20 protein-coding genes are annotated in these 23,443 nt (G+C 63.4%); 14 read left to right on the top strand and 6 right to left on the bottom strand.

The window, feature by feature from the left end:
* Nucleotides 1–97 precede the first annotated feature (97 nt).
* The 3 genes from PAN08_RS14745 to PAN08_RS14735 all read right to left on the bottom strand — a co-directional run bounded on the left by PAN08_RS14745 (nucleotide 98) and on the right by PAN08_RS14735 (nucleotide 5,390).
* A complete protein-coding gene (locus PAN08_RS14745; RefSeq protein ID WP_269792255.1) occupies nucleotides 98–3,112 on the bottom strand; it encodes a TonB-dependent receptor in 3,015 nt (1,004 codons plus the stop codon).
* Between the two features lie 201 nt (nucleotides 3,113–3,313).
* On the bottom strand, nucleotides 3,314–4,486 hold the full coding sequence (locus tag PAN08_RS14740; protein ID WP_269792254.1) for a hypothetical protein: 1,173 nt from the start codon (nucleotides 4,484–4,486) through the stop codon (nucleotides 3,314–3,316).
* A 226-nt stretch (nucleotides 4,487–4,712) separates the two neighbouring features.
* A complete protein-coding gene (locus PAN08_RS14735) occupies nucleotides 4,713–5,390 on the bottom strand; it encodes a hypothetical protein (RefSeq protein ID WP_269792344.1) in 678 nt (225 codons plus the stop codon).
* Between PAN08_RS14735 and PAN08_RS14730 the strand changes: the two genes are divergently transcribed.
* The 6 genes from PAN08_RS14730 (at nucleotide 5,281) to hemC (ending at nucleotide 11,689) form a co-directional block, all read left to right on the top strand.
* The gene (locus tag PAN08_RS14730) at nucleotides 5,281–6,123 is read left to right on the top strand and encodes a CorA family divalent cation transporter (protein WP_269792341.1); all 843 of its coding nucleotides are present in this window, start codon (nucleotides 5,281–5,283) and stop codon (nucleotides 6,121–6,123) included. The genes PAN08_RS14735 and PAN08_RS14730 overlap by 110 nt on opposite strands.
* Nucleotides 6,124–6,242: 119 nt before the next feature.
* Nucleotides 6,243–6,551 (top strand): DUF3817 domain-containing protein, encoded by a 309-nt coding sequence (locus PAN08_RS14725; RefSeq protein WP_269792340.1) that lies wholly within the window; start codon nucleotides 6,243–6,245, stop codon nucleotides 6,549–6,551.
* Between the two features lie 552 nt (nucleotides 6,552–7,103).
* A complete protein-coding gene (gene mdoH / locus PAN08_RS14720; RefSeq protein WP_269792253.1) occupies nucleotides 7,104–9,047 on the top strand; it encodes a glucans biosynthesis glucosyltransferase MdoH in 1,944 nt (647 codons plus the stop codon).
* A 198-nt stretch (nucleotides 9,048–9,245) separates the two neighbouring features.
* Complete coding sequence (locus PAN08_RS14715) at nucleotides 9,246–9,908, top strand: alpha/beta hydrolase (protein ID WP_269792252.1); 663 nt, start codon at nucleotides 9,246–9,248, stop codon at nucleotides 9,906–9,908.
* 68 nt (nucleotides 9,909–9,976) lie between these two features.
* On the top strand, nucleotides 9,977–10,741 hold the full coding sequence (locus tag PAN08_RS14710; RefSeq protein ID WP_269792251.1) for a LytTR family DNA-binding domain-containing protein: 765 nt from the start codon (nucleotides 9,977–9,979) through the stop codon (nucleotides 10,739–10,741).
* Between the two features lie 30 nt (nucleotides 10,742–10,771).
* Nucleotides 10,772–11,689 carry a hydroxymethylbilane synthase gene (gene hemC / locus PAN08_RS14705; RefSeq protein ID WP_269792250.1) on the top strand — a complete coding sequence of 306 codons (918 nt, stop codon included), beginning with the start codon at nucleotides 10,772–10,774 and terminating at the stop codon, nucleotides 11,687–11,689.
* A gap of 238 nt (nucleotides 11,690–11,927) precedes the next feature.
* Here the strand turns inward: hemC and PAN08_RS14700 are convergent, their stop codons facing one another.
* Entirely contained in the window at nucleotides 11,928–12,707 is a 780-nt protein-coding gene (locus PAN08_RS14700) for a DUF481 domain-containing protein (RefSeq protein WP_269792249.1), read from the bottom strand.
* A gap of 163 nt (nucleotides 12,708–12,870) precedes the next feature.
* On the opposite strand from PAN08_RS14700, the gene PAN08_RS14695 reads away from it, so the two are divergent.
* Nucleotides 12,871–13,836, top strand: coding sequence for a YafY family protein (locus tag PAN08_RS14695; protein ID WP_269792248.1), 966 nt, complete (start codon nucleotides 12,871–12,873; stop codon nucleotides 13,834–13,836).
* 284 nt (nucleotides 13,837–14,120) lie between these two features.
* Here the strand turns inward: PAN08_RS14695 and PAN08_RS14690 are convergent, their stop codons facing one another.
* Nucleotides 14,121–14,720 (bottom strand): lipocalin family protein, encoded by a 600-nt coding sequence (locus PAN08_RS14690; RefSeq protein ID WP_269792247.1) that lies wholly within the window; start codon nucleotides 14,718–14,720, stop codon nucleotides 14,121–14,123.
* Nucleotides 14,721–14,858: 138 nt separating this feature from the next.
* On the opposite strand from PAN08_RS14690, the gene PAN08_RS14685 reads away from it, so the two are divergent.
* Both PAN08_RS14685 and PAN08_RS14680 read left to right on the top strand, forming a co-directional pair.
* Nucleotides 14,859–15,179 carry a hypothetical protein gene (locus PAN08_RS14685; protein WP_269792246.1) on the top strand — a complete coding sequence of 107 codons (321 nt, stop codon included), beginning with the start codon at nucleotides 14,859–14,861 and terminating at the stop codon, nucleotides 15,177–15,179.
* 68 nt (nucleotides 15,180–15,247) lie between these two features.
* Nucleotides 15,248–17,347 carry a prolyl oligopeptidase family serine peptidase gene (locus PAN08_RS14680; RefSeq protein ID WP_269792245.1) on the top strand — a complete coding sequence of 700 codons (2,100 nt, stop codon included), beginning with the start codon at nucleotides 15,248–15,250 and terminating at the stop codon, nucleotides 17,345–17,347.
* A gap of 394 nt (nucleotides 17,348–17,741) precedes the next feature.
* Here PAN08_RS14680 and PAN08_RS14675 read toward each other — a convergent pair whose 3' ends face one another.
* On the bottom strand, nucleotides 17,742–18,935 hold the full coding sequence (locus PAN08_RS14675; RefSeq protein ID WP_269792244.1) for a pyridoxal phosphate-dependent aminotransferase: 1,194 nt from the start codon (nucleotides 18,933–18,935) through the stop codon (nucleotides 17,742–17,744).
* Between the two features lie 158 nt (nucleotides 18,936–19,093).
* Between PAN08_RS14675 and PAN08_RS14670 the strand changes: the two genes are divergently transcribed.
* The 5 genes from PAN08_RS14670 to PAN08_RS14650 are packed head-to-tail and all read left to right on the top strand — an operon-like array spanning nucleotide 19,094 to nucleotide 23,430.
* Nucleotides 19,094–21,202, top strand: coding sequence for a S9 family peptidase (locus PAN08_RS14670; RefSeq protein WP_269792243.1), 2,109 nt, complete (start codon nucleotides 19,094–19,096; stop codon nucleotides 21,200–21,202).
* 57 nt (nucleotides 21,203–21,259) lie between these two features.
* Nucleotides 21,260–21,625 carry a YbaN family protein gene (locus PAN08_RS14665; protein ID WP_269792339.1) on the top strand — a complete coding sequence of 122 codons (366 nt, stop codon included), beginning with the start codon at nucleotides 21,260–21,262 and terminating at the stop codon, nucleotides 21,623–21,625.
* A 50-nt stretch (nucleotides 21,626–21,675) separates the two neighbouring features.
* Nucleotides 21,676–21,912 carry a lipoprotein gene (locus tag PAN08_RS14660; RefSeq protein ID WP_269792242.1) on the top strand — a complete coding sequence of 79 codons (237 nt, stop codon included), beginning with the start codon at nucleotides 21,676–21,678 and terminating at the stop codon, nucleotides 21,910–21,912.
* The gene (gene dapF / locus PAN08_RS14655) at nucleotides 21,905–22,756 is read left to right on the top strand and encodes a diaminopimelate epimerase (protein ID WP_269792241.1); all 852 of its coding nucleotides are present in this window, start codon (nucleotides 21,905–21,907) and stop codon (nucleotides 22,754–22,756) included. Before PAN08_RS14660 ends, dapF begins: the two co-directional genes overlap by 8 nt.
* Nucleotides 22,753–23,430 carry a DUF484 family protein gene (locus PAN08_RS14650; RefSeq protein WP_269792240.1) on the top strand — a complete coding sequence of 226 codons (678 nt, stop codon included), beginning with the start codon at nucleotides 22,753–22,755 and terminating at the stop codon, nucleotides 23,428–23,430. Before dapF ends, PAN08_RS14650 begins: the two co-directional genes overlap by 4 nt.
* The last annotated feature ends 13 nt before the right edge of the window (nucleotides 23,431–23,443 follow it).

Genomic DNA, 23,443 nt, shown 5'->3' with positions numbered 1-23,443 from the left:
TAACGAGCGTGGGATGTGTGTGGCGAAGCGCTGCCCTCACCCCAACCCCTCTCCCGCTTGCGGGAGAGGGGCGTCGGATTGCGGAAGGTTTCGGGGATCAGAAGCGACCGCGGATGCCGAAATTCCACATCGAGCCGTACACGGTGTACATCTGCACGCGGCTGGGGATGTTGGAATAGATGACTTCCGGTGCGTTGAAGATGTTGCGGCCGGACAGCATCACGTCGATGTTGTCGGTGAGCTTGTAGCTGGCACTGATGTTCCAAAGCTCGCGCGAGTCGCGGTAGAGAATGCCGTTGTTGGCGGTTGTCGGCGTGTTGCTCAGTGCACTGATGCGGTGGCTGGACTGGTAGTTGCCGTTGACCTGGAAATCAAAGCGCCCGTAGTTGTAACGGATGCCCCAGTTGGCCGCTTCCTTGGGAATGTTCTGACGCGGGCCGTCCGGGTTCACGTGGGTCAATGAGCCGTACAGGCTCAGGCCCTTGAATGCACCGGGCAGGAAGGTGAGCTGCTGGTTGTACTCCAGCACCATGCCTTCGTTGGTGCTGGTACCGGGCAGGTTCTGCGCACTGCGGAAGGTGTAGCCCTCGTAGTCACCGGGATTGAAGCCCACGCTTTCCGGGTCGACGCTGACGCCAGTGACCTGCATGTCCTGCATGTCGAGTTTGTAGTACGACAGGCCCAGCATGCCCGACGGCTCCAGGTAGTACTGCAGGCTGGCGTAGTACTTGGTGGAATGCTCGGGCTTGAGCTGGGCATTGGGCACGGTGACGATCATGGTGTCTTCGTTCACCGACACCACGCCGCCGAGGTTGCCGTAGTCCGGGCGCAGGATGGATTCACTGAAAGACAACTGGCCGACCAGCTTGTCGGTGAAGTCATATTTCATGCCGCCGCTGAGGAAGAAATCGTCGTAGTCGCCACGCCGGGTGACATAGCGTCCGTTGTTGTACTGGAACATCAGGCCTTCGACGGTGTTCGGGTCCAATCCGGCAGCGGTGACTTCACTGAGCGGGCGCACGTCGGCCATACGCGCGGCGGTCTTTGTTTTTTCGTAACGCAGGCCGAGGTCGAAGCGGGCATCGCCGATACGCGTTTCTGCTTCGATATACGCCGCATCCACGTCTTCCTGGATGCGCTTGTTGTTGTCCAACCGGCGCTTGAGGTTGCCCACCACATCGGGCTGGAAGTACTCCGGGTGGTCCTTGAAGAGGTCGTACGTGGCGTAGTTGCTGTCCGCGCGCCAGCCTTGCTCGTTCATGTTGCCCGCGCCAGTGCCGATGATTTCAAAGTCGTAGTTCTCGGTCCACGGAATGGTGGACGACGGATCGGTCTGGCTGCCATTGGGGCCGACGTACTTGTACTGCTGCCAGGAGCCTTCGTTGGTGCGCCAATCGTTGCGGCGCATGCCCAGGCCGCCCATCAGGGTGAGCGGGTTGTCCAGCCACGTCAGGTGTTTTTTCAAATCCAGGTTGACGCCGGATTGGTCGTTGATCGCATCCGACTCGGACGTGCGCACGTTGTAGCCGATGGCTGCGTCACGATTGAAGTTGGTCGGATCGCTCCACGGGCGGCCACTGGTCTGTGCCAGGTTCCATTCGTGAGAGCTTTCCGAGGGCCTATCCAGCGTGAAGCCGATGTCGGTCAGCCAGCTGTCGGTGCGCTGAAAAAAGCCCTTGCTGGTGTCGCGGAAGTTGAACTCGGCACCGGAGTAGCTGCCGCGCAGCACGGCCTCCCAACTCTCGCCCTTGTATTCGAGCTTGGGCGCGATGAGGTACGCCGGCGTGCCCGCATAGCGGTGCGAGTACTGCGTGTGCAGTCGCGTATTGGTGCCGTTGGGGTTGACCACGATGTGGTTGGGCGTGGAGCCCGGTGCCGCCTCGGATTTCGATGTGGTGCCGAAGATCAGGTAGGTGTATTGGTTGAAGTACTCCACGTCGTACATGGAGTAGGTACTGCGCAGCGACGCGACCAGATTGTCGGTGATCTGATAATCCAGACTCAGGTTGGCGGCGGTGCGGCTGGTCATCTTCGGGCCCGGGCGCCACATCACCCGGTAGGGCATCGCGCTGCCGTCGGGCTTGTAGGCGTAGTCGGTCTGGATGCGATCCTGCTGCACATAGTTGGCGTTGTAGCTGGCGTTGAATTCCACGCCGAACCGCCCATCCATGAACACGTCACCAAAGCCAAACTGCCCTGACGGATAGATCGTCGAATGCTTTTTGTCGTCCGGGAAATACTTGCCTGACCACGTGGAGTCCGACGTGCCCACCGCGCCCAGCTGGAACACCAGGTCACGCTTGGTACGCTGGAAGGCGTACTTGCTGCGTAGGTTGATGTTGCCGCCTGGCGCGTCGGCTTCCATTGCAGCGGTGAGCGTGTGGTTCAGCTCGATTGACTCAATGCCGGTGATCGACATCTGCTCGAACGAGTTCTGGCGACCGGAGTTGTTGTTCGACGTCGCCGTGGCCATGCGCGCGCCATCGGTGGTGAAGGTTGAATACTTGGGGTCCAGGCCGCCGATGCGCACGGCGGTGGCATCTACTTCGGTGTAATCCAGCGACAGGCCCGGCATGGATTTCATGAATTCGCCCACGTCGCCCATGGTCAGCGCGCCGTAGTTGTCGGCAGCCACCACGTTCTTGGCGTTCATCGCTGCGCGGCGCTCCATGATCGCGCTGGCCTGGCCGTCACGTGATGCGGTGACCTTGATCATGTCCAGGTCGGTGGCTTCACCGCCTCCGGCCACGAAAGAGGGCGCTTTCAGCGTGACATCCAACGTGCCGGTCTTGCCGGACTCGATGCTCACGGTGGAACGCGATTCCTGCAGGCCGGTGTATTTCACCAGTACCGTCACCTCGCCCGCAGGAATGCCGGTGAGCTGGAAGTGGCCGCCTTCCTGCGTGTAGGTGACGTTGCGGCTGCCTTCGACACGGACCTCTGCATTGCGAACGTAGTCGCCGGTGGCGGTATTGAGCACGCGGCCGCGCAGGTTGCCGCTGCCGATGTTCTGCACGGTGGCGGTGTCCGTTGCCTGGGCGAACACGTCGGGTGAAACGCAGAGCGCAGCAACGATGGCGCTGACCAGCGCCGATTTCTTCAGTTCAAGCATGGAATTGTTCCGGAGGAGTGTGGGTGTACCGCACACAGCTGAGGTTCCGCCGTGCAAGCGGCGCAACGATACGTCCGGACAATTACAGAAACTTTACGTTTTGGTTCTGCATCCAGTGACTTGTGAAGCTGCTTTCGCTTTGGTGTTGTTTTGCGCGTCGCGTTTCGATCGACATACGCATGCGTGTTGTTGCGATGTGGCTCAACGCGATGCTTGATCCTGCGCCGTTGCCGCAACGAACGGCTGCTGCGCATCACCTGTCCAGCGCATGAGCTGCAGTGTCGCGCTCTGCTTTCCCTCTTTCTTGAAATTTTCGACGAGGTAAAACAACCCATCGCCGACTGGCTGCAGGCCCACATCCGCCTTCTGGTTCCAGCCGCGAATGCCGGTGCTCGCATCCTTCAGCCCAGCATCGGCAAGCGGCAGCAGCGAGCCCTGTTCCCACTGACCGGAACCCTGCACGTGGACGCCAACCAGATCGCCGCGCATCGGCGCTGCATGCGCATCCACCGCAAACATCAGATAGTTCGGGAAGCTGGTTTTCTCGCCTTGGTACACGCCCATGAACCAGCGTTGCTGTGCCGCATCGTAAGCCAAGTTCTGCACGCCATAGCTGGTATTGCCGGTGCGCACGAAGTATTTGCCATGCACCGCATCGGGCCCGCTGCGATGCGGTTCGCTTTCGACCAACGGCCGGGCGAGGCGATTCCAATCAGTGGTGTCGTACTGCAGTAGCACCTGATGGTCGTTGTCGCTGCGCGCGGTGTTGCCATAAATGCCGTAGGCAACGGTGAGCAACGGCGGACCATCGGTACTGCCGAACTGCGGGCCAAACGAAACGCCGTCGATGCCCGAGCAGCCGTAGCGATGGTCCGGCGAGGCCGTCACGTTGTTGTGGTACTTGCCATCGTCGCCGTCGAAGACGCCATCACCGTTCACATCGGCGGTGTAGTCGGCCGCCACCTCCGGCAGGTAGACCGTGCGCAGAATGTCCGCATCCTTTGCGCTGATGCCCACGCGATCAATCCGTTCGACATCAATCACCGCGATGTAGAACGCCTCATCCTTCTTGTATTCCAGCGAGCCGTAGACCTTGCCGTCAGCGGCATTGAAATCCAGGTCGCCGAGGTGGCCGGTCCACCCCGTCAACGTGCCGACCAAGGTGCCTTTGAAATCGTATTTGGCGAGCAGATTGGTGAAGGAGTAGTAGATGTAGCCGCCATGTCGATCCACTGCGATGCCCTGCACGTGGCCGGATTCCCAGCTGCCACCGTGCTGCATGAGCGGTAGCGGGCGACGTTCGTTGGCCGATGCCGGGGAGATGGAGGAGGCAAAAACGCCGACGAGGAGAAGCAGAGAAAGGCGGGATTTCATGCGCAGGGCCGTGGCGACAGGTACGACCGCGCAGCGTTGCGGCAGGGAATGACGGGGTGATGACAATCGGCGGGTCGGTGGCGGCTACGCGCGCGCGGGACCTGATCGGAAAGCCGCTTGATGCATGGCGCGCATGCCCTGAAGCGGCGCTGCCGCGCGATCGGAACGCCGCTGGTATACAAGGCAGCCGGCATTGCACCGACTGCCCGGGGACTGCGGAAGGGGCTCAGGCCTCTTCTTCTTCCTCGTCTTCCTCTTCCTCTTCCTCCTCGTCGCCTTCTTCTTCGTCCTCGCCTTCATCCTCTTCTTCCTCGTCCTCTTCCTCGAACGCTTCCAGCGCTTCAATGCGTACGAAGTTGGGCAGGGTGTCGGCGAGGCTGATCACTTTGCCGTTGGCGAGCATCGGGCGCACCGCGCGTTTGCCGGCTTCTTCCACGACGGCGAAGCACACCAGCGTCTGCGCGCTCTCTTCACCGTTCTCTTCAAATACTGCAACCCAGCCGTCGGCGGGGATGATCTGGATGATGTTGTCTTGCATGGCTGGACTGTTGGCGGAAGGAGCGCAGAGCTTGCGTGAAGCCGGTGGCGCTGTGCAATAGCCGCAGGCTGCCTGGAACGGGCCCATCCCCGGCAAGGCAGGCTGTGCCTTTACGCGGTCGCCGGATGGATGGAGGATGCCGGCTGGTTTATTGCTTGAGGTGTGCCCCATGCTGCATTGCCGGACCATTGTCGAAGCAGGATCGGGCGGTAGGTCCGCCTTGTGGGTGGATTTATGCTTGCCAACGCCGGAGGAATTGGCGCAGGCATCGCAGCAGGTCAGGTTTCCGATCCCAGACCGGGCCGGCATCAGCGAGATCGAGTTCAGCAGCCGGGTGCGTCGGGAAGGCGAGGCCTTGGTGCTCAACCTGCCGCGTTTCCAGTACGAAACAGCACATGTGGTGGCACCGCTCGGGTTCGTGGTTGCGCCACATGCGTTGGTGGTGCAGCGCGAGCATCCCGTGGATGCGTTCGCCACACTCGAGGCCGACCTGGACAAGTACCCCTGCGTTGGCCCCGTGGATCTGTTCCTGCGCATGATCGAGCGCATCGTTGATTACCTGGCCGACCTGCTCGAGACGCTGGAAAGCAACATGAGCGAGGTCTCGCGGCAGGCCTTCAACAAACCCAAGGGCAAGCGCGCACCGCGTCGGCTGGAGCGCATGCTGCACGAAGTAGGGATGATGGGGCGTCATATCGGTGCACTGCACAACACCTTGCACGGCCTGCTGCGGATGATGAATTTCCTCGACGAATCGGCGCCGGAGTGGTTCGGTGCGGATGCACACAAGCGCATCAAGCTGGTGCTCAAGGACATCACTTCGCTCAGCGAGTTTGAACAGCAACTGGGTGAGCGCAATGAGTTTCTGCTCGACAGCGTGCTGGGCTTGATCAACATGGACCAGAACGAAGTGATGAAGGTGATGGCGGTGGCTTCGGTCGTGGGCATTCCGCCGACTGTGCTGGTGGGTATCTGGGGCATGAATTTCGCCACGATGCCGGAACTGCATTGGCATTTTGGCTATGGGATAGCGCTGGTGGTGATCGTGGCGAGCATCGTGGTGCCGCTGCTGTGGTTCAAACGGCGTGGGTGGCTTTGAGACAGGCGTGAGGGGAGGGGCTCTGGCTCCGGTCAATTCCGCCCTTACCGCACCTGCAGCCTTCGCCTAGAATCGCCGGTCCCCATCTACCCACCGGAATCGCGATGCCTGCCAAACCCATGTCCCCCACCGGGAAGCTGTTCGCCACTGCTGCAATGATCGAAGGCGTGACCTGGGCTGGGCTGTTGATTGGCATGTTGCTTAAGCGCGGGCTGGAAATCACGGACCTGGGCGTTCGCATCTTTGGGCCGCTGCATGGCATGGCGTTTCTGTTCTATGTGGTGGTGTGCCTGTACGCCTGGATCAAGCTGCGCTGGCCACTGTGGGCAATGTTGGTGGCACTGGTTGCGGCGGTGCCGCCGCTGGTGACGGTGCCGCTGGAAATGTGGTTCCGTCGGCTGGGCCTGTTGTCCCAGCGCACGCCCTGAGGCGCCAGAGCACGACATCGCTGGTCACCTGTGCCGCGCCAGAGAGGCGCGGCGTCACGGTTTTTTGCCGGTGAAGCCCGGTTTCGCCGCATGCGTCAGGCAATGCGGTTTAGCCAGCGTTATGCATGGCTGAACGCCCTTCAGATGCCCCGCGCAGCCGCACATTCTGCTGAAATGCTGAGATCAGGCCACACCTGGCCCTTGCATTCGCACCGCAGCGGAAGGACCGGTAATGTGAGTCCCGCTGGCGGGGAGGCTTCCCCATTGTGGATAATCTGCCGCTTCGCAAGGGCGGCAGGCCGTTGTGGCGTTGCCCATGAGGTGCTGGGTGGTGCGGTTGAGGGGGCTCCCGCGGTGCTTGAGGCAAGGCACATCAACAAGGTGGCATCAGCGCGTTTGCCGCAGGTTTAGGTTTGATCTTCTAGTTTTTCCGCACGTCACGTTCTCCCTTCAAGGAATTCCGGTGCAACACGCAAGCAGTGAATGGCACGGTGCAACGCGCCTTTCCGCACGAGGCAATGGTCCCGCGGTGCCGCAGCACCGGAGTCATCGATGAGCGGCGCGACTACCGCGATCCCTTCCGCCAGCACCCACGCCCCCATCGAAATGGGGCCGGATGCCGGCATGGCCGTGCTGCCGGCCGAGCATCCGTTGCAGATGCCGGAGCAGTCGCTGCGTGAGGGCAAGCTCAAGGTTCGCCGGCAGGAGACCGCACCGCCCAACATCGGCCTGCGTCGACTCTACGTGTTCGGCACCACCGCACTGATGACTGTTGCCGCCACGGGCATGATGGCCCGCGTGCTGGCCAATGGCGGTATCAACGTGCTGGAAGGCTGTCTGCTGGTGCTGTTCGTGGCGTTGTTCGCATGGATCGCATTGTCCTTTGTCGGCAGTCTGGCCGGCTTGCAAGCGCTGCTGCGTGGCCGCCGCAAGCTGGGCATCTACCCGGATACGCCGCTGCCGGTGCTGGAAACGCGCACCGCTTTGTTGATGCCTACCTACAACGAAGACCCGCGCCGGATGATGGCCGGTTTGCAGGCCATCTACGAATCGGTCGCGGCCACGGGCCAGCTGGACCGTTTTGATTTCTTCGTGCTCAGCGACACCACCCGCGACGACATCGGCCGGGCGGAGGAGCAGGTGTTCCTCCGCTTGGTCGAGGAGACCGGCGGCGCTGAGCGGTTGTTCTACCGCCGCCGGGCCAGCAACGTTGGCCGCAAGGCCGGCAACATTGCCGACTGGGTGCGCCGTTTTGGCAGCGCCTATCCGCAGATGCTGATCCTGGACGCGGACAGCCTGATGACCGGCGATGTGATCGTGCGCCTGACCTCGGCCATGGAAAAACACCCCAGCGTTGGTCTGATCCAGTCGCTGCCAGCAGTGGTCAACGGCCGCACCGCGTTCGCCCGCATGCAGCAGTTTGGTGGCCGCGTGTACGGGCCGGTGATGGCCTATGGCGTGGCTTGGTGGCACGGTGCCGAGAGTAATTACTGGGGCCATAACGCAGTGATCCGCACCCAGGCCTTTGCCGAGCAGGCCGGCTTGCCGGAACTGCCGGGGCGCAAGCCATTCGGTGGTCATGTGCTGAGCCATGATTTTGTCGAGGCGGCGTTGATGCGTCGTGGCGGCTGGGCCGCGCACATGGTGCCGTACCTGCAGGGCAGCTACGAAGAAGGCCCGCCGACGTTGACCGACATGCTCATTCGCGACCGCCGTTGGTGCCAGGGCAACCTGCAGCATTCCAAGGTAGTGGCGACGCCGGGCCTGCATTGGATCAGCCGCGTGCACATGATGATCGGCATCGGCCATTACTTCACCGCGCCGATGTGGGCGATGTTGATGCTGATCGGTATCGCCATTCCGCTGATTCACGGCGGTATCGATCTGGTCGAAGAACTGCATTTGAAGGTGTCGCCTGCGCAGTACTGGCGTGGTCTGGATCAGCAAGGCGTGGTCTGGGTTTTTGCCGTGACCATGGCCGTGCTGCTGGCGCCCAAGGTGATGGGCTACATGGCCATGCTCACCGCGCGCAGCGAGCGCATAGGGTGCGGCGGTGCATTCCGCGCGCTGGTGTCGGTGCTGCTGGAAACCGTGCTGGCCGCGTTGATGGCACCGGTGGTGATGTACGTGCAGTCGCGCGGGGTGTCTGAAGTGCTGGCCGGCAAGGATTCGGGCTGGGACGCGCAGCAGCGCGACGACGGCAGTGTTTCGTTTGGCACCTTGCTGCGCAGCTACGGCGGGCTGAGTGTGTTCGGTCTGGTGATGGGCGCGATGGCTTACGCCGTATCACCGCCGCTGGCGGCGTGGATGGCGCCGGTGGTGATCGGCATGGCATTGGCCGTGCCGGTGGTGGCGTGGACATCGTCGCGTCGTGCCGGTGACTGGTTGCGCCGACACCAGCTATTGGCCATTCCGGAAGAAAGCCACCCGCCGCGTGTGCTGGTGCGTGCCGCCGAGCTGCGTGCCGCCGCACTGCGTGAGCCGGCGCAGGAGTAACGCTCCTGCGCGGCAGGCAGTGGCGTGTTCGTCGCCGGGGCAAGCGCAATGCTTCCCCGGTTTGAGCGACAACCTGCCGGCGTGTTGTTCCTGAAGTGCGCGCAGATCGCCCGCGCAATACCGCATTGCCGCTCCTTGTTCCCCATCCCCAGCCTCCTAACGCGGCATAATCCCCGGCTGTCTTAGGGAGTCGTGAACATGCTGGAAACGGTGGAACAGGAAACTGGCGCATCGCCGCAATGGTCGATCATCTGGCTGCATGGGCTGGGTGCCGACGGTCATGACTTCGCGCCCATCGTGCCCGAGCTGGTGCGCCCGCAGTGGCCGGCAATCCGTTTTGTGTTTCCGCATGCGCCCAAGCGCGCGGTGACCATCAACAACGGCATGCCAATGCGTGCGTGGTACGACATCGTCAGCATGGATTTCCGCAGTCGCGCCGACGCCGCTGGCGTAGCTGAATCGGTGGCGCAGGTCGAAGCCCTCATCAAGCGCGAACAGGAGCGCGGCATTCCGCTGGACCACATTGTGTTGATCGGCTTCTCGCAGGGCGGTGCCATCACCCTGGCGACCGGCCTGCAGCGACGTGAAAAGCTGGCGGGGCTGGTGGCCCTGTCCACCTATCTGCCTGAGGTTGACGCTGCCGCCGCTCAACTGGTGGACGGCGCCAACACCCAGCCGGTGTTCATGGCCCACGGCACGGGCGACCCGGTGATCCCGGTGCAGGTGGCCGAGCACAGCATGCAGGTGCTCAAGCAACTGGGTTTTGGCGTGGAGTGGCATCGCTACCCAATGGCGCACCAGGTGTGCGGTGAAGAGATCCACGCGCTCGGCGATTGGCTGCAGGCCCGTTTCGACGCGTGAAGGCCGGGTTGTGAGGGACTGCGCAGTTCCGCATCCGACCACGCCGGTTTCGCGCTGGTGCGGCTACCATGGCCGCACCAGCGCTGCGTGACGGGGAGGAACGGGTGAAGGTGGTGATTGCCGACGACGAGCCTTTGGCACGCGAGCGCCTGCGTTCGCTGCTGGCCGAGCATGCCGGAACAATCGTGGTGGCTGAGGCGGCCAATGGCGCCGACGCGCTGCATGCCTGCGCACAGACACAGCCGGACCTGGTGCTGCTGGATATCGCCATGCCCGGCATCGACGGTTTGGAAGTGGCCCGTCATCTCGCGCATTTCGAGCCCCGCCCGGCCGTGGTGTTCTGCACGGCTTACGATGCCCACGCGCTGTCCGCGTTTGAAGCGGCTGCGGTGGATTACCTGATGAAGCCGATCCGCGCCGAGCGCCTCGCCGCTGCGCTGGCACGTGCTCGCACGGTCATCGCCGGGCGCTCCATTGCAGCGCCCGCGCACGCCACGCAGCCACGCCGGGTGCTGTGCGCACGTTTGCGCGGCAGCCTGCGGCTGGTGCCAGTGGAGGACATCGTCTACTTGCAGGCCGAGGAAAAATACGTGGTGGTCCACCACAAGCGCGGGCAGGATCTCATCGAAGAATCGCTGCGCTCGCTGGAAGATGAATTCGGTGAGCGTTTCATCCGCATCCACCGCAATTGTCTGGTCGCCCGCGACCAACTGCAGGAAGTGCGACGCACACCGGCCGGGCAGGTGCAGGCCGTGTTGCGCGACATGCCCGTGTTGCTGGAAGTCAGCCGCCGCTGCGTGGCCAACCTGAAGACCGAACTGATCCGGCTGTGACCGCCGCGTCGCAACGGCGATAATGCGCGCATGACCATCCTGCGTATCGCTACCCGAAAGAGCCCGCTTGCCCTGTGGCAGAGCGAACACGTCGCCGACCGCCTGCGTCAGGCCCACTCCGGGCTGACCGTGGAGCTGGTGCCGATGAGCACACGCGGCGACGAAGTACTGGACCGTTCGCTGGCCGCCATCGGCGGCAAGGGCCTGTTCCTGAAGGAGCTGGAGCTGGCGATGATGCGCGGCGAAGCGGATTGCGCCGTGCATTCGCTCAAGGACGTGCCGATGGAACTGGAAGCACCGTTCGCGCTGCCAGCCATTCTGGTCCGTGCCGACCCGGCCGATGCTTTTGTGTCCAACCGTTACGCCTCGCTTGACGCATTGCCGCAGGGCGCCTGCGTCGGCACGTCGTCATTGCGCCGGCAGGCCCAGCTGCGCGCATTGCGCCCGGATCTGCAGGCGCGGGACCTGCGTGGCAACGTCAATACGCGCTTGGGCAAGCTTGATGCCGGTGATTACGACGCCATCATCCTGGCCTGCGCTGGCCTGGAGCGGCTGGCATTGGGTGACCGCATCCGCGACCGCCTGCGTGCACCGCAATGGCTGCCGGCACCGGCACAGGCAGCGGTGGCCATCGAATGTCGCCAGGACGACGCGGCGGTGATTGCGCTGGTGTCCGCATTGGATGACGCACCCACACGTACCTGCGTCGAAGCCGAGCGCGCGATGAACCGTGCACTGGACGGCAGCTGCCACGTACCCGTGGCGGGCCTGGCGCAATGGCAGGGCCAGGACTTGTGGTTGCAGGGCTTGGTCGGCGGTGTGGCCGATGGCCGTATCGTGCGCGCCGAAGCACTCGGCCCGGCGACCGACCCGGAAGCGCTGGGTCGCACTGTCGCCCGCCAGCTGCTTGCCGCAGGCGCAGGTGAACTACTGGGCAACCCGGCCTGAAGCCAGGCAGCTGGTGTCCAGTCCTGCTCGGCAGCCGGCTGTCCGGGCTAAGCCAGGCGGAGCAAGGCTGCGCTTTGCCGATGCAGCGGAACGGAATCCCAGCCGCTGTGGCGGACGGTCCGCCCACCACCGACAGAGCCGCGACATGAAAAGGGGAATGGTCCGCGTCGCAGAGCACCCGCTCGCAACGCACAACCATTCCCCTTTTCCCATTCCCGGGGCGGACCCCGCTTCTAGATCACTTGAAGCTGTAAACCACGTTCATCGTGGTCAGGGTGTCGGTCTTGCGCCTGTCTTCGGCCACGTCGCTGTTGTGGCGGGCCTGCCAGCCGGCTTTCAGCGCGAAATGCTTGTTCATGCTCACCGAGACACCGAAGTCGTTCTGCGCGAAGGTGTTGTATGAGCCCGATTCAACCAGCAGCGTGTTGACCAGCTCGGTGTTTTCGGTCATCGCGAACTTCAGGTCGAACAGGCCGCGGCCAATCAGGCCAGTGCGGTTTTCATCGGTATCGGCATTGTGCGAACGGCGCACACCCGGGCCGATCTGCGTGTCCATGGTCAGCCGTTCACCATCGATCAGGCGCGTGCCATAACCCAGACCGAAGCTGCTCTGGCGGTCATAGGTGGCGAAATCATCACGTTCATGACGCACCGTGGCGGTCAACTGGCGGTGCTCACCCAACTGCAACACGCTGCCGGCGCCAGCGGTGTAGCGGTTGGCGGTGGTCTGGCGCCTGCGGCTGGTAGTGCCGTCGTCGGCAGTTTCGGTGTATTCAGCACTGGAACGCAGGCCGAACAGATCCATGCTGTGCACCCAATCGTCGTCGGTGTAGCGCAGCTTGAGGCGGCCGTTGAAGCTCTCAGTGCTGCTGTTGCCGTGCGCGGAGGCGAAACCGAGCTCGCCACCACTACCGCTCCACGGTGAAGTCATGGCAGCCAGGTCGGAGGCATCGTCTGCCCAGGCGGCCATCGGGGCACACAACAGCAGCGGCAGGAACAGGGAAACACGCAGTGACATCAGTCAATCTCCGGAAGCAAATCGGGGTAAGAAAGCGTTTTCATGATACCGGAAGGCTTGCGGTGGCTTGGTTCCGGGGTGATTGGCGCTTCAGATGGCGTTTGGCGGGGAGGCTGTCGCCCGCCCGCCCCATTGCGGCCCGGAGTCGGACATAATCGGGCCCATGGATCGCTACGAACGCATAAACGCGCTGCATCGCCTGCTTAAATCCGCCCGTTATCCGGTCACGGTGGCTCGCCTGCAGGAAGAACTGGGATGTTCCAGGGCAACGGTCTATCGCGACCTGGCCTTTCTGCGCGATGCGCTGATGGCGCCGGTGGAGGGCGATGGCGAGGCCGGTTTCCGCTACCTGAGTGGCGAAAGCGACCGCTTTGAGCTGCCCGGCCTATGGCTGAGTTCGGAAGAACTGCATGCCCTGCTGGCTTCTCAGCACCTGCTGTCGCGGACCGGAGGCGGGGTGTTGTCCTCGGTGCTGGCGCCGTTGCAGCAGCGGATTGAAAGCCTGCTGGCCGCGCAGGCCGGTGCAACGTCCTGGCCGGTGGAGCGTGTGCGGGTGATCCCTCACCGCGGCCGCAAGCTCGACGAGGCCAGCTTCCGTACCGTCGCTTCGGGTGTGCTGGAGCGCAAGCAGCTGTCCTTTGAATACCGCGCGCGTTCCACCGACGAAGCCACCCGCCGCATGGTGTCACCGCAGCGCATCACCCATTACCGCGACAACTGGTACATGGACGCATGGGATCACTCGCGCGATGCGGTACGCAGTTTTGCGGTGGACCGCATTCATCAGGCGCGCCTGCTCGACCAGCCGGCCCGTGACGTGCCAGATGCGGAATTGGATGAACAGCTGGCTGCCAGCTATGGCATTTTCTCCGGCGCGCCCAAGGGCTGGGCGACCATCGTGTTCAGCGCCAAGGCCGCGCGCTGGGTCGCCGACGAACATTGGCATTCCAAACAGCAGGGCAGATTCCTGTCGGATGGCCGCTACGAACTGAAACTGCCGTACAGCGTCTCGCGCGAACTGCTGATGGACGTGCTGCACTACGGCTCGGACGCGGAAATCATCGAACCCCAGTCCCTGCGCGAGCAGGCCAAGGCCCTGCTGTCGCTGGCGCTGAGCAATTACGACTGAGCGCGCTGAAAGGGTAGGAGCGAGTGCGGGGGAGTGAGTAGGCGCAACGCGCGTCTGCTTGCTCTTTCAATGCCCGCTAGATCCATTCGATTTCTGTAGCCCGGGTAAGCGCAACGCGCCCGGGGCATGCTGTTGAACGTATGCAATGCAGCTGATCGCTGTGCGATCGATCCGAGTGCGCGGCGCTTGTCCGGGCTAAGCCATTGCAGAAAATGCGGTGGAAGCGAATGGGGAGGGAGCAAGCGGACGCGCGTTGCGCTTACTCACTCCACACTCCGGCTCGCTCACTTCTTGTTGGGCACTTCAAAGCCCAGCCGTCCCACCTGCTCCGGGTGCTGCGGCACGCGCTTGAGCTTGTCGGTGTTGACGTCGTATTTGTCACGCAGGCGCAGGGCCAGGTGGCGATACAGGGTGTTGTCCATGTCCGGCTCGCGGGCAAATATCCAGGCCATCTCGCGGCCCGGGTAGCCGATCAGTGCCCAGGAATAATCCGGCGCGACCTCCAGGATCCGCGAATGCGTGGGCACCACCCGGTAGAACCAGGTGCGCCAGCGGCGATTGCCGCTGTCTTCGTCCACCTTGGCGCGGATGTTGAGCGCTTCGGTGGGCTCACCGAAGCCTTCGCGGAATTGGTAGTTGATAGCGACCTTGTCGTCTTCGCGCAACGCATAGGTGTTGACGCTGGCCACATGCCCGCGTTCGACGAAGTTGGGCACCCGGCCGATCACATACCAGCGGCCCATGAAGCGCTGCAGGTCCACCGGGCCTTCGGAATCGCCTTCCACGATGGGTGTCGCGGCAGGGGCTTCCTGTGCGTGGGCAGGCACCAGTGGCAGGGTCAGGCTCAACAGCAGGGCGGACAGAAACGCTGGAATTGGTCGCATTACGAGTTAGAGCGCCATGGGTAGGTGACGGCAGCATGTTCCACGGGTGGCGATAGGCGCGTCAATGGCAGGTCGCAGTCTGTGAGATGAGGGGCGTTGAGGATGCACTCCAACACACCCATGTTGCCGGAGAACGTCATGCCCAAGCTGTCCGCACCGTCATACCGCAGTAAGCAGGAATCGAATCCCGATCCGCGCGTGTTGCGCTGCGTCAGGCAAGTTGCACTGGCAGGTATGGCCTTGGTGCTGGTGTGGCCGACCGCGCGTGGGTACAGCGTCTGGATGGGGTGGTTGCCGCTGTGGCTGGTAGGCATGCCGCTGGCGTCGTGGTGGGCGCTGTACGGGTTCCGCTTGCCGGCGGCATGGCGCAACCGCAAGACCGGCGTGCAGCGCCGCCGGGGCCCTCAGGCCCGGCGCGCGCGTCGTTCACTGCGCTGGCGTGGCTCGCAGGCGGCCTGACCTTCGACACGGGAGCGCCGTCGGTTGCCTGTGCTAGCGTTCGGCGCTTATGACCGCGTGGAGCCAAAATGTCTCGAATCACCTCTGCCTGCCTCGTTGCAGGGCTGCTTTCCTCCGGCTTGGCCGGCGCTGCCATGGCTGCTGACCAGCCCCAGGATCAGTACGCCTGGCTGGAAGACGTTACGGGTGACAAGCCGCTGACCTGGGTGAAGGAGCAGAACGCCCAATCCGAGGGCCGGCTGGCACAGAGCCCGCAGTTCAAGCAGATGGAGGCCGGCATCCGCGAGGTGCTGGATTCGGATGCCAAGATCCCGGGCGTCGAGAAGATTGGCGACTATTACTACAACTTCTGGAAGGACAAGCAGCATGAGCGCGGCATCTGGCGCCGCACCACGCTGGTGGAATACCGCAAGGCCGAGCCGCTGTGGGAAACCGTGTTGGACCTGGATGCGCTGAACAAGGCCGAGGGCGAGAACTGGGTGTGGCACGGCGCCAACTGCCTGCGCCCGGAATACACCCGCTGCCTGATCGCGCTGTCGCGCGGTGGCGCGGATGCCGACGTCACCCGTGAGTTCGATCTGTCCAACAAGCAGTGGATCCAGGACGGCTTCTTCCGTCCGGAAGCCAAGGGCGGGCTGGGTTGGATCGACCAGAACAACGTGTTCGTCTACACCGATTTCGGCGACGGCACGATGACCACCTCCGGTTACCCGCGCGTGGTCAAGCGCTGGCAGCGTGGTACGCCGATCACGGCTGCCACCCCGGTGTACGAAGGCAAGCCCGAAGACATGTACATCGCGGCCATGCACGACGATACGCCCGGGTTTGAACGCAACTTCGTCAGCCGCACCATCGCCTTCTACAACAACGAGCTGTTCGTGCTCGGTGCAGACGGCAAGCTGACCAAGGTGGATGCACCGAACTCGGCAGAGAAGGGCGTGCGCCGCGAATGGCTCACCCTGGAGCTGCGCGAGCCGTGGACCGTGGGTGGCAAGACCTACACCGCAGGTTCACTGCTGGTGACCAAGTTCGACGACTTCATGGCGGGCAAGCGCGACTTCGACGTGCTGTTCGCCCCGACCGACACCACCTCGCTGGCGGGTATGTCCTGGACCAAGTCGCACGTGGTGTTGAACGTGCTGGACGACGTCAAAAACCGCCTGCAGGTGATGACCCACGGCAAGGACGGCTGGGTTGCCAGTGAGTTCACCGGTGCGCCGACGTTCGGCACCATTGGTATTGGCGCGGTGGATGCTGACGAAAGCGACGCGGTGTGGATGACCGTCACCGACTACCTGACGCCGACCACGCTGGCCTTGGCGGAAATCGGCCAGCAGCCGGAAGTGCTCAAGACCATGCCGGCGTTCTTCGACGCCAGCGGCAAAGTGATTGAGCAGCATTTCGCCAACAGCAAGGACGGCACCCGCGTGCCGTACTTTGTGGTGCACGACAAAGCGATGAAGCTGGACGGCTCCAATCCGACGCTGCTGTACGGCTACGGTGGTTTTGAAATTTCGCTGACCCCGAATTATTCCGGCGGCATGGGCCGTGCGTGGTTGGACAAGGGCGGCGTGTACGTGGTGGCCAACATCCGTGGTGGTGGCGAGTACGGCCCGCGCTGGCACCAGGCAGCGCTGAAGCAGAACCGGCACAAGGCCTATGAAGACATGGCAGCGGTGGCGCAGGACCTGGTCACCCGCAACATCACTTCGGCCAAGCACCTGGGCGTGCAGGGCGGCAGCAACGGTGGTCTGTTGACCGGCAACATGCTCACGCAGTACCCGGAGTTGTTCGGTGCGGTAGTGGTGCAGGTTCCGCTGCTGGACATGAAGCGTTACAGCCACCTGCTGGCCGGTGCTTCGTGGATGGCGGAGTACGGCAACCCGGATACGGCGGATTGGGACTTCATCAAGACCTTCTCGCCGTACCACCTGTTCGACCCGGCCAAGAGCTACCCGCCGGTGCTGTTCACCACCTCGACCCGCGATGACCGCGTCCACCCGGGCCACGCCCGCAAGATGGCGGCCAAGATGATTGACGCCGGCAAGGACGTGACCTACTACGAGAACATCGAAGGCGGCCACGGCGGCGCAGCCAACAATGCACAGGCCGCGCATATGTCGGCACTGGCGTACAGCTTCCTGTGGGAGCAGCTGAGCAAGAAGTAATGCTCGGTTGGAACTGATGCAAAACAAACGCCACCGAAAGGTGGCGTTTGTTTTTGCTTGCTTTGAGCCCTTTTCCCGCTTTTGACCAAAGCCCCTCTCCGGCGTGCGGGGTGAGAGAGGCAGTTTGCGAACCACCGGTTCGCTTCCCATCGAACGCCCTTGCGTCAGCACAAGGACCGGGGCGCGGAGCGGGGGTTGGGGTGAGAAGTTTTGATGGTGAATTGAGACAGAAGATCTCGAAGCCAAGAGCTCCCCCATCCACCCTCCGGGCACCTGTATTCGGCACATCGCTGTGCCTCACCCTTCGGGCGGCTTCGCCATGCCACTCGGTAATCCTGTTGAGTTGTCGCCCCGCAGGCGGGAGATGGGAACAGCCTGCCTCAGCCTCAGTAGCTCATTTCCCCGCCCAGCTTTCCAATCCACGCCCAATCCGCATCACTGCTTCCTGCAGTCTTGCTACCTCCTGGGTATAGGCAATGCGGACATGCTGGTTGGCGCGGTAGTGGCCAAAATCCAGGCCCGGCGTAAACGCGACGTGCTCGGTTTCCAGGAAATGCGCACAGAACGCCTGCGCGTCATCGGTGAATGCGCTCACATCGCAGTACAGATAGAACGCGCCCTGCGGTTCCACATCAATGCGGAAACCGAGTTCGCGTAGCGCGGGCAGCAGGTAATCGCGGCGCTGGCGGAACTGTTCGCGACGATGTTCAAAAATGGCAATCGTCTCCGGCTCGAAACACGCCAGTGCTGCGTGCTGTGCCATCGATGGCGCGCTGATGTAGAGGTTCTGCGCGAGCTTCTCCAGTTCCGGCACGGCTTGTGGCGGTGCCACCAGCCAGCCCAGGCGCCAGCCGGTCATGCCGAAGTACTTGGAGAAGCTGTTCAGTACGAACGCTTCATCGTCCACTTGCAGCACGCTGGGTGCATCAAAACCATAGGTCAGGCCGTGGTAGATCTCATCCACCACCAGATGCCCGCCGCGTGCCTTCAAGGACGCCGACAATGCGGCCAACTCACCGACATCCAGTGTGGTCCCGGTCGGGTTGGCAGGCGAGGCGACCAGCGCGCCGACGCTGTCGTTGTTCCAGCAGTGTTCGATCAACTGCGGCGTAAGTTGGTAGTTGTTCTCAGGGCCGACCGGCACCAGTTGCGCGGCACCTTCCACCAGCCGCAGGAAATGGCGGTTGCACGGATAACCCGGATCGGCCAGCAGCCAATGCTTGCCGGGATCAACCAACAGGCTTGAAGCCAGCAGCAAGGCACCCGATCCACCTGGCGTGACGAGAATGCGTTCGGGGTCGATAGCCAGGTGATAACGGTCGCGATAGAAGCCGGCGATGGCTTCGCGCAGCGCGGGCAGGCCGCGTGCGGCCGTGTAGCGGGTGTGGCCGGCCCCCAGCGCTGCCTGGCCGGCGCGCACGACCGGTTCGGCGGTGGTGAAATCCGGTTCGCCGATTTCCAGATGGATCACGTCGTGGCCGGCCTGCTCCAGCGCGTTGGCGCGCGCGAGCAGGGACATGACGTGGAAGGGGGCGATCTCATGGCTGCGGCGGCTGTAGCCGGACGGCGTGGGGGCGGGCGGGTTCATCGCCGCATCATAGGACGACCCGACCACCATGGCATTGCGACCAACGGCGCATGGCGGCCATTGCGTTGAGGCTGTCCATGCCTCGAAAGGCCCCGCCTGCGCATGGCACACTGTCGTCTTGCGCGGGGGCGTCGCTCCTGCCGATGGGAGCCCTCTCCGTGAAACCTGTCCTTTGCCTGTTGGTAGCCAGTCTGATGATGAACACCGCCGTCGCCGCAACGCCCACCCCGCCTGATGTCGCCAAGCGCACGCATACGGTCAAGGCGCCGTTTGGTGCCGAACGCCAGGACGAGTACTACTGGCTGCGCGATGACAAACGCGAAAATCCGGACATGCTGGCCTACCTCAACGCCGAGAACGCGTATACCGACGCGTTGATGGCGCCGCTCAAGCCACTGCAGGAAAAGCTCTACAGCGAGATCGTCGGCCGCATCAAGCAGGATGACGCCAGCGTGCCGTACCGCGAGCGCGACTACTGGTATTACACCCGCTACGAAGCCGGCAAGGACTACCCGATCCATGCGCGCCGCAAGGGCGACATGCAGGCGCCGGAACAGGTGCTGCTGGATCTGAACGTCATGGCCGAAGGCAAGGGCTACTTCGGTGTCGATGACATGGAAGTGAGCCAGGACAACCGTCTGCTGGCTTGGGCCGAAGACGATGTCGGCCGCCGCCAGTACACCATTCGCTTCAAGGACCTGGAAACCGGCAAGCCGCTGCCGGACGTGATCACCGGCGTCTCGGCCAACGTGGTCTGGGCCGACGACAACCGCACCGTTTTCTACGTCGAGAACGACCCGGAAACCCTGCTCACCGTGCGTGTGAAGAAGCATGTGCTGGGCACGCCGGTCAGCGCCGATACGCTGGTCTACGAGGAAGAAGACGACAGCTTCTACATGGGCATCGGCCGCACCCGCGATGACCGCTTCATCACCATCGGCGTGGACAGCACGGTCGCTTCCGAGCTGCGCTACACCTCCGCCGCCAACCCCGGCACCTTCTCCGTACTGGCGCCGCGCGAGCGCGACGTGGAATACGACGCCGACCATTTCGACGGCCGCTGGGTGATCCGCACCAATGCCGACGGCGCGACGAACTTCAAGTTGGTCACCGCTCCGGACGATGCCACCCGCCGCACCCAATGGAAGGATTGGGTGGCGCACGATCCGCAGGTGCTGGTCGAAGGCTTCGAGTTGTTCAACGGCTATACGGCCATCGCCGAGCGCGCCGACGCGCTGGAGCGCGTGCGTCTGTTGTTCGCCGATGGCCACAGTGAGTTCGTCAAGGCCGACGAGCCGGCGTACTCGATGGGCCTGTCGGTCAACGCCGAGCCAGATACCGAATGGCTGCGTTACACCTACACCTCGCTGACCACACCGGCCACCACCTACGAACTCAACGTCAAGACCGGCGAACGCCGCCAGCTCAAGCAGCAGCCGGTGATCGGTTATGACCCGTCGCTTTACCAGACCGAACGTGTCTGGGTGACCGCGCGCGACGGCGCCAAGGTGCCGGTGTCGGTGGTCTACAAGAAGGGATTCAAGAAAGACGGCAGCGCCGCGTTGTACCAGTACGCCTACGGCAGCTACGGCATGTCGATGGACCCGGGCTTCAACCAGAGCGTGGTGAGCCTGCTGGATCGCGGCATGGTCTACGCCATCGCGCATATCCGGGGTGGTGAGGAAATGGGCCGCAACTGGTATGAGGACGGCAAGCTGCTGCACAAGCAGAACACGTTCAACGATTTTGTCGATGTCACCCGCGCGCTGGTCGCACAGGGCTATGCCGCCAAGGATCGTGTCGCCGCATCCGGTGGCAGCGCCGGTGGCCTGCTGATGGGGGCGGTCGCCAACCAGGCGCCTCAGGATTACCGCGTCATGGTGGCGCAGGTGCCGTTCGTGGATGTGGTCACCACCATGCTCGACGCCAGCATCCCGTTGACCACCAATGAGTACGACGAATGGGGCAACCCGGAGCAGAAGCAGTACTACGACTACATGCTCAGCTACTCGCCGTACGACAACGTGCGCGCGCAGGCCTATCCGTCGCTGTTCGTCGGCACCGGCCTGTGGGATTCGCAGGTGCAGTACTGGGAGCCGGCGAAGTGGGTGGCACGTCTGCGCGACGTCAACACCGGCAACCTGCCGATCGTGTTCCGCACCAACATGGAGGCCGGTCACGGCGGCAAGTCGGGCCGTTTCCAGCGTTACAAGGAACAGGCCGAGTCGTTTGCCTTCGTGCTGTCACAACTGGGCGTGGCGAACTAACTGCACTGCGCACGCATGTCAGGGCCCCCGCAATCGCCAGAACCCCGCCCGGTGCGCATGCGCTGGGCGTGGTGGCTGCTGGCCTACGTAAGCCTGGGCGTTGGCATCGTTGGCATCTTTGTGCCGGGCTTGCCGACCACGGTGTTCGTGTTGATCTCGGCCTGGGCGGCCTCGCGCGGCTCCAAGCGCCTGCATCACTGGCTGGTGACGCACCCGCGCTTCGGCCCCGCGATCAGTGACTGGCAGGCGCACGGCGCGGTGAGCCGCAAGGGCAAGTGGATGGCCAGCCTCACCATGCTGGTCTGCGCCCTGATCACCCTGTGGTGCGTGCCGCTGGCGTGGGTGAAGTGGACCTCGATCAGCATCATGGCGTGCGTCTGCCTGTGGCTGTGGTTGCGGCCGTTGCCACCCAAAGGTAGCTGAACAGCGTGTGCCGCATCCGGACTTCATGGTCCAGTGGCTATACTTCCGCCATGAACACGACGTCTCGTTTCCTGATGCTCATTCCGGTGGCCTGTGCGCTGCTGGCCCTCTCCGCCTGCGGCAACAAGGGGCCGCTGGTCATGCCCCAGAAGCCGGTGCCGATCGAGGAGCAGGAGGTCGTCCCGGACGATGCAACGCCTGCGCAGAGCACCCCGGCAACGCCGGTCGAGACCAAGGACGATGCCGAAACCAAGCCAGCCCAAAGCGATGCCAAGGGCAATGAGTAAGTCGGCTTCGGGGCACCTGCGTTTCACCAAGATGCACGGTGCCGGCAATGATTTTGTGGTGTTGGACCTGCGTGACGGCACACCGCCGCCGGACGCGGCAATGGCCGCCAAGCTCGCCGACCGCCATCGCGGCGTGGGTTGCGACCAGATCCTGACCATCGAGGCGCCGCGTACAGAAGGCGCGGTGGCTTCGTATCGTATCTGGAACTCCGATGGTTCCACCTCGCAGCAATGCGGCAACGGCGCGCGCTGCGTGGCTGCATGGCTGGTACGCGACGGCGTCGCACAAGGCGACGAATTTGTGATCGACAGCCCGTTGCGCACGCATGCCGTGCAGCGACTGGCCGACGACCGTTACGCGGTGACCATGGGCAAGCCGGATTTCGAGCCGACGCAGATTCCGCTGGTCGGTTTCCCGCGTGCACGCGAGGAGTACGCGATGTCGCTGCAGGGCGAGAACGTGCGCTTCGGTGCGGTGTCGATGGGCAACCCACACGCGGTGCTGGAAGTGGGCCTGATTGATGCGGCGCCGGTAGAGCGGGTTGGATCGCTGCTGCAGCAACATGCCTCATTCCCGGAATCGGTGAATGTCGGCTTCGTCCAGGTGTTGGACAACGGACACGCCAAGCTGCGTGTATTCGAGCGTGGTGTCGGCGAAACCCTGGCCTGTGGCAGCGGTGCTTGCGCCGCCGCTGTGGTACTGATGCAGCGCGGACGTTTGCAGCGCGATGCACTGATCTCACTGCCGGGTGGCGATCTGCGCATCCAGTGGCCGGATGATCAGGCCGCCATTGTGATGTCTGGGCCTGCAGCATTCGTTTTCGACGGAGAGTGGATGGGATGAACGAGACCGCGGAAAAAATCGGAGCCCACGAAGTAGCCGCATGGCTGCGCCGTCACCCGGGCTTCCTCAAGCAGTTTCCCGACCTGGCGCTCACTCTGGTGGTGCCACGCGATGACGGCCCGACCGCATCGCTGGCCAGCTACCAGCTGGAAGTGCTGCGCGACAAGAACCGCGAGTTGTCGCGGCGGCTGGCCGACCTCGGCAGCAATGCGCAGATCAACGAGCGCCTTGCGGTGCGCACGCACCAGCTGACGTTGGCGCTGATGCGGCAGACCAATGCTGCCGACACGCTGCGGGCGATGGCGGCCTCGCTGGAAGAGGATTTTGCCGGCGACCTGGTGCGTATTGTGTCCTTCGACGCGGTGCCGGAGCTGGAACAGGCGCCGTGGTTGCAGGTGATCAGCCGGGACGACGCACGCTTGGCCGCCTTCCATGACTGCCTGCAGGACGGTGAGCCGATCTGCGGCCGTCTGCAGCCGGAAAAGAACGACCTGCTGTACGGCGAGCGCGTGGGCGAGGTGTCGTCCACCGCTTTGCTGCCGTTGCCGGGCGTGGGTTTGATCGCCGTAGGCAGCCACGATTCCAACCGTTTCTACCCGGGCATGGGCACGCTGTTCTTGCGCATGATGGGCGAGTCGCTGGTGGCGGGTTTGCAGCGTTTTCGCAGCGTTTGATCGGGTGATGCGG

The sequence above is a fragment of the Stenotrophomonas sp. Iso1 genome, from assembly GCF_027497995.1.
GTDB lineage: Bacteria > Pseudomonadota > Gammaproteobacteria > Xanthomonadales > Xanthomonadaceae > Stenotrophomonas.
The sequence above is the reverse complement of the archived record's forward strand: the minus strand, read 5'-3'. Positions and strand labels throughout refer to the sequence as shown.

What these genes read in the sequence shown, in the direction of transcription:
- PAN08_RS14745 (WP_269792255.1), bottom strand. Translation starts at nt 3,112, where the DNA reads ATGCTTGAACTGAAGAAATCGGCGCTGGTCAGCGCCATCGTTGCTGCG.
- PAN08_RS14740 (WP_269792254.1), bottom strand. Translation starts at nt 4,486, where the DNA reads ATGAAATCCCGCCTTTCTCTGCTTCTCCTCGTCGGCGTTTTTGCCTCC.
- PAN08_RS14725 (WP_269792340.1), top strand. Translation starts at nt 6,243, where the DNA reads ATGTCCCCCACCGGGAAGCTGTTCGCCACTGCTGCAATGATCGAAGGC.
- mdoH (WP_269792253.1), top strand. Translation starts at nt 7,104, where the DNA reads ATGAGCGGCGCGACTACCGCGATCCCTTCCGCCAGCACCCACGCCCCC.
- PAN08_RS14715 (WP_269792252.1), top strand. Translation starts at nt 9,246, where the DNA reads ATGCTGGAAACGGTGGAACAGGAAACTGGCGCATCGCCGCAATGGTCG.
- PAN08_RS14710 (WP_269792251.1), top strand. Translation starts at nt 9,977, where the DNA reads ATGGCCGCACCAGCGCTGCGTGACGGGGAGGAACGGGTGAAGGTGGTG.
- hemC (WP_269792250.1), top strand. Translation starts at nt 10,772, where the DNA reads ATGACCATCCTGCGTATCGCTACCCGAAAGAGCCCGCTTGCCCTGTGG.
- PAN08_RS14700 (WP_269792249.1), bottom strand. Translation starts at nt 12,707, where the DNA reads ATGTCACTGCGTGTTTCCCTGTTCCTGCCGCTGCTGTTGTGTGCCCCG.
- PAN08_RS14695 (WP_269792248.1), top strand. Translation starts at nt 12,871, where the DNA reads ATGGATCGCTACGAACGCATAAACGCGCTGCATCGCCTGCTTAAATCC.
- PAN08_RS14690 (WP_269792247.1), bottom strand. Translation starts at nt 14,720, where the DNA reads ATGCGACCAATTCCAGCGTTTCTGTCCGCCCTGCTGTTGAGCCTGACC.
- PAN08_RS14685 (WP_269792246.1), top strand. Translation starts at nt 14,859, where the DNA reads ATGCCCAAGCTGTCCGCACCGTCATACCGCAGTAAGCAGGAATCGAAT.
- PAN08_RS14680 (WP_269792245.1), top strand. Translation starts at nt 15,248, where the DNA reads ATGTCTCGAATCACCTCTGCCTGCCTCGTTGCAGGGCTGCTTTCCTCC.
- PAN08_RS14675 (WP_269792244.1), bottom strand. Translation starts at nt 18,935, where the DNA reads ATGAACCCGCCCGCCCCCACGCCGTCCGGCTACAGCCGCCGCAGCCAT.
- PAN08_RS14665 (WP_269792339.1), top strand. Translation starts at nt 21,260, where the DNA reads ATGCGCTGGGCGTGGTGGCTGCTGGCCTACGTAAGCCTGGGCGTTGGC.
- PAN08_RS14660 (WP_269792242.1), top strand. Translation starts at nt 21,676, where the DNA reads ATGAACACGACGTCTCGTTTCCTGATGCTCATTCCGGTGGCCTGTGCG.
- dapF (WP_269792241.1), top strand. Translation starts at nt 21,905, where the DNA reads ATGAGTAAGTCGGCTTCGGGGCACCTGCGTTTCACCAAGATGCACGGT.
- PAN08_RS14650 (WP_269792240.1), top strand. Translation starts at nt 22,753, where the DNA reads ATGAACGAGACCGCGGAAAAAATCGGAGCCCACGAAGTAGCCGCATGG.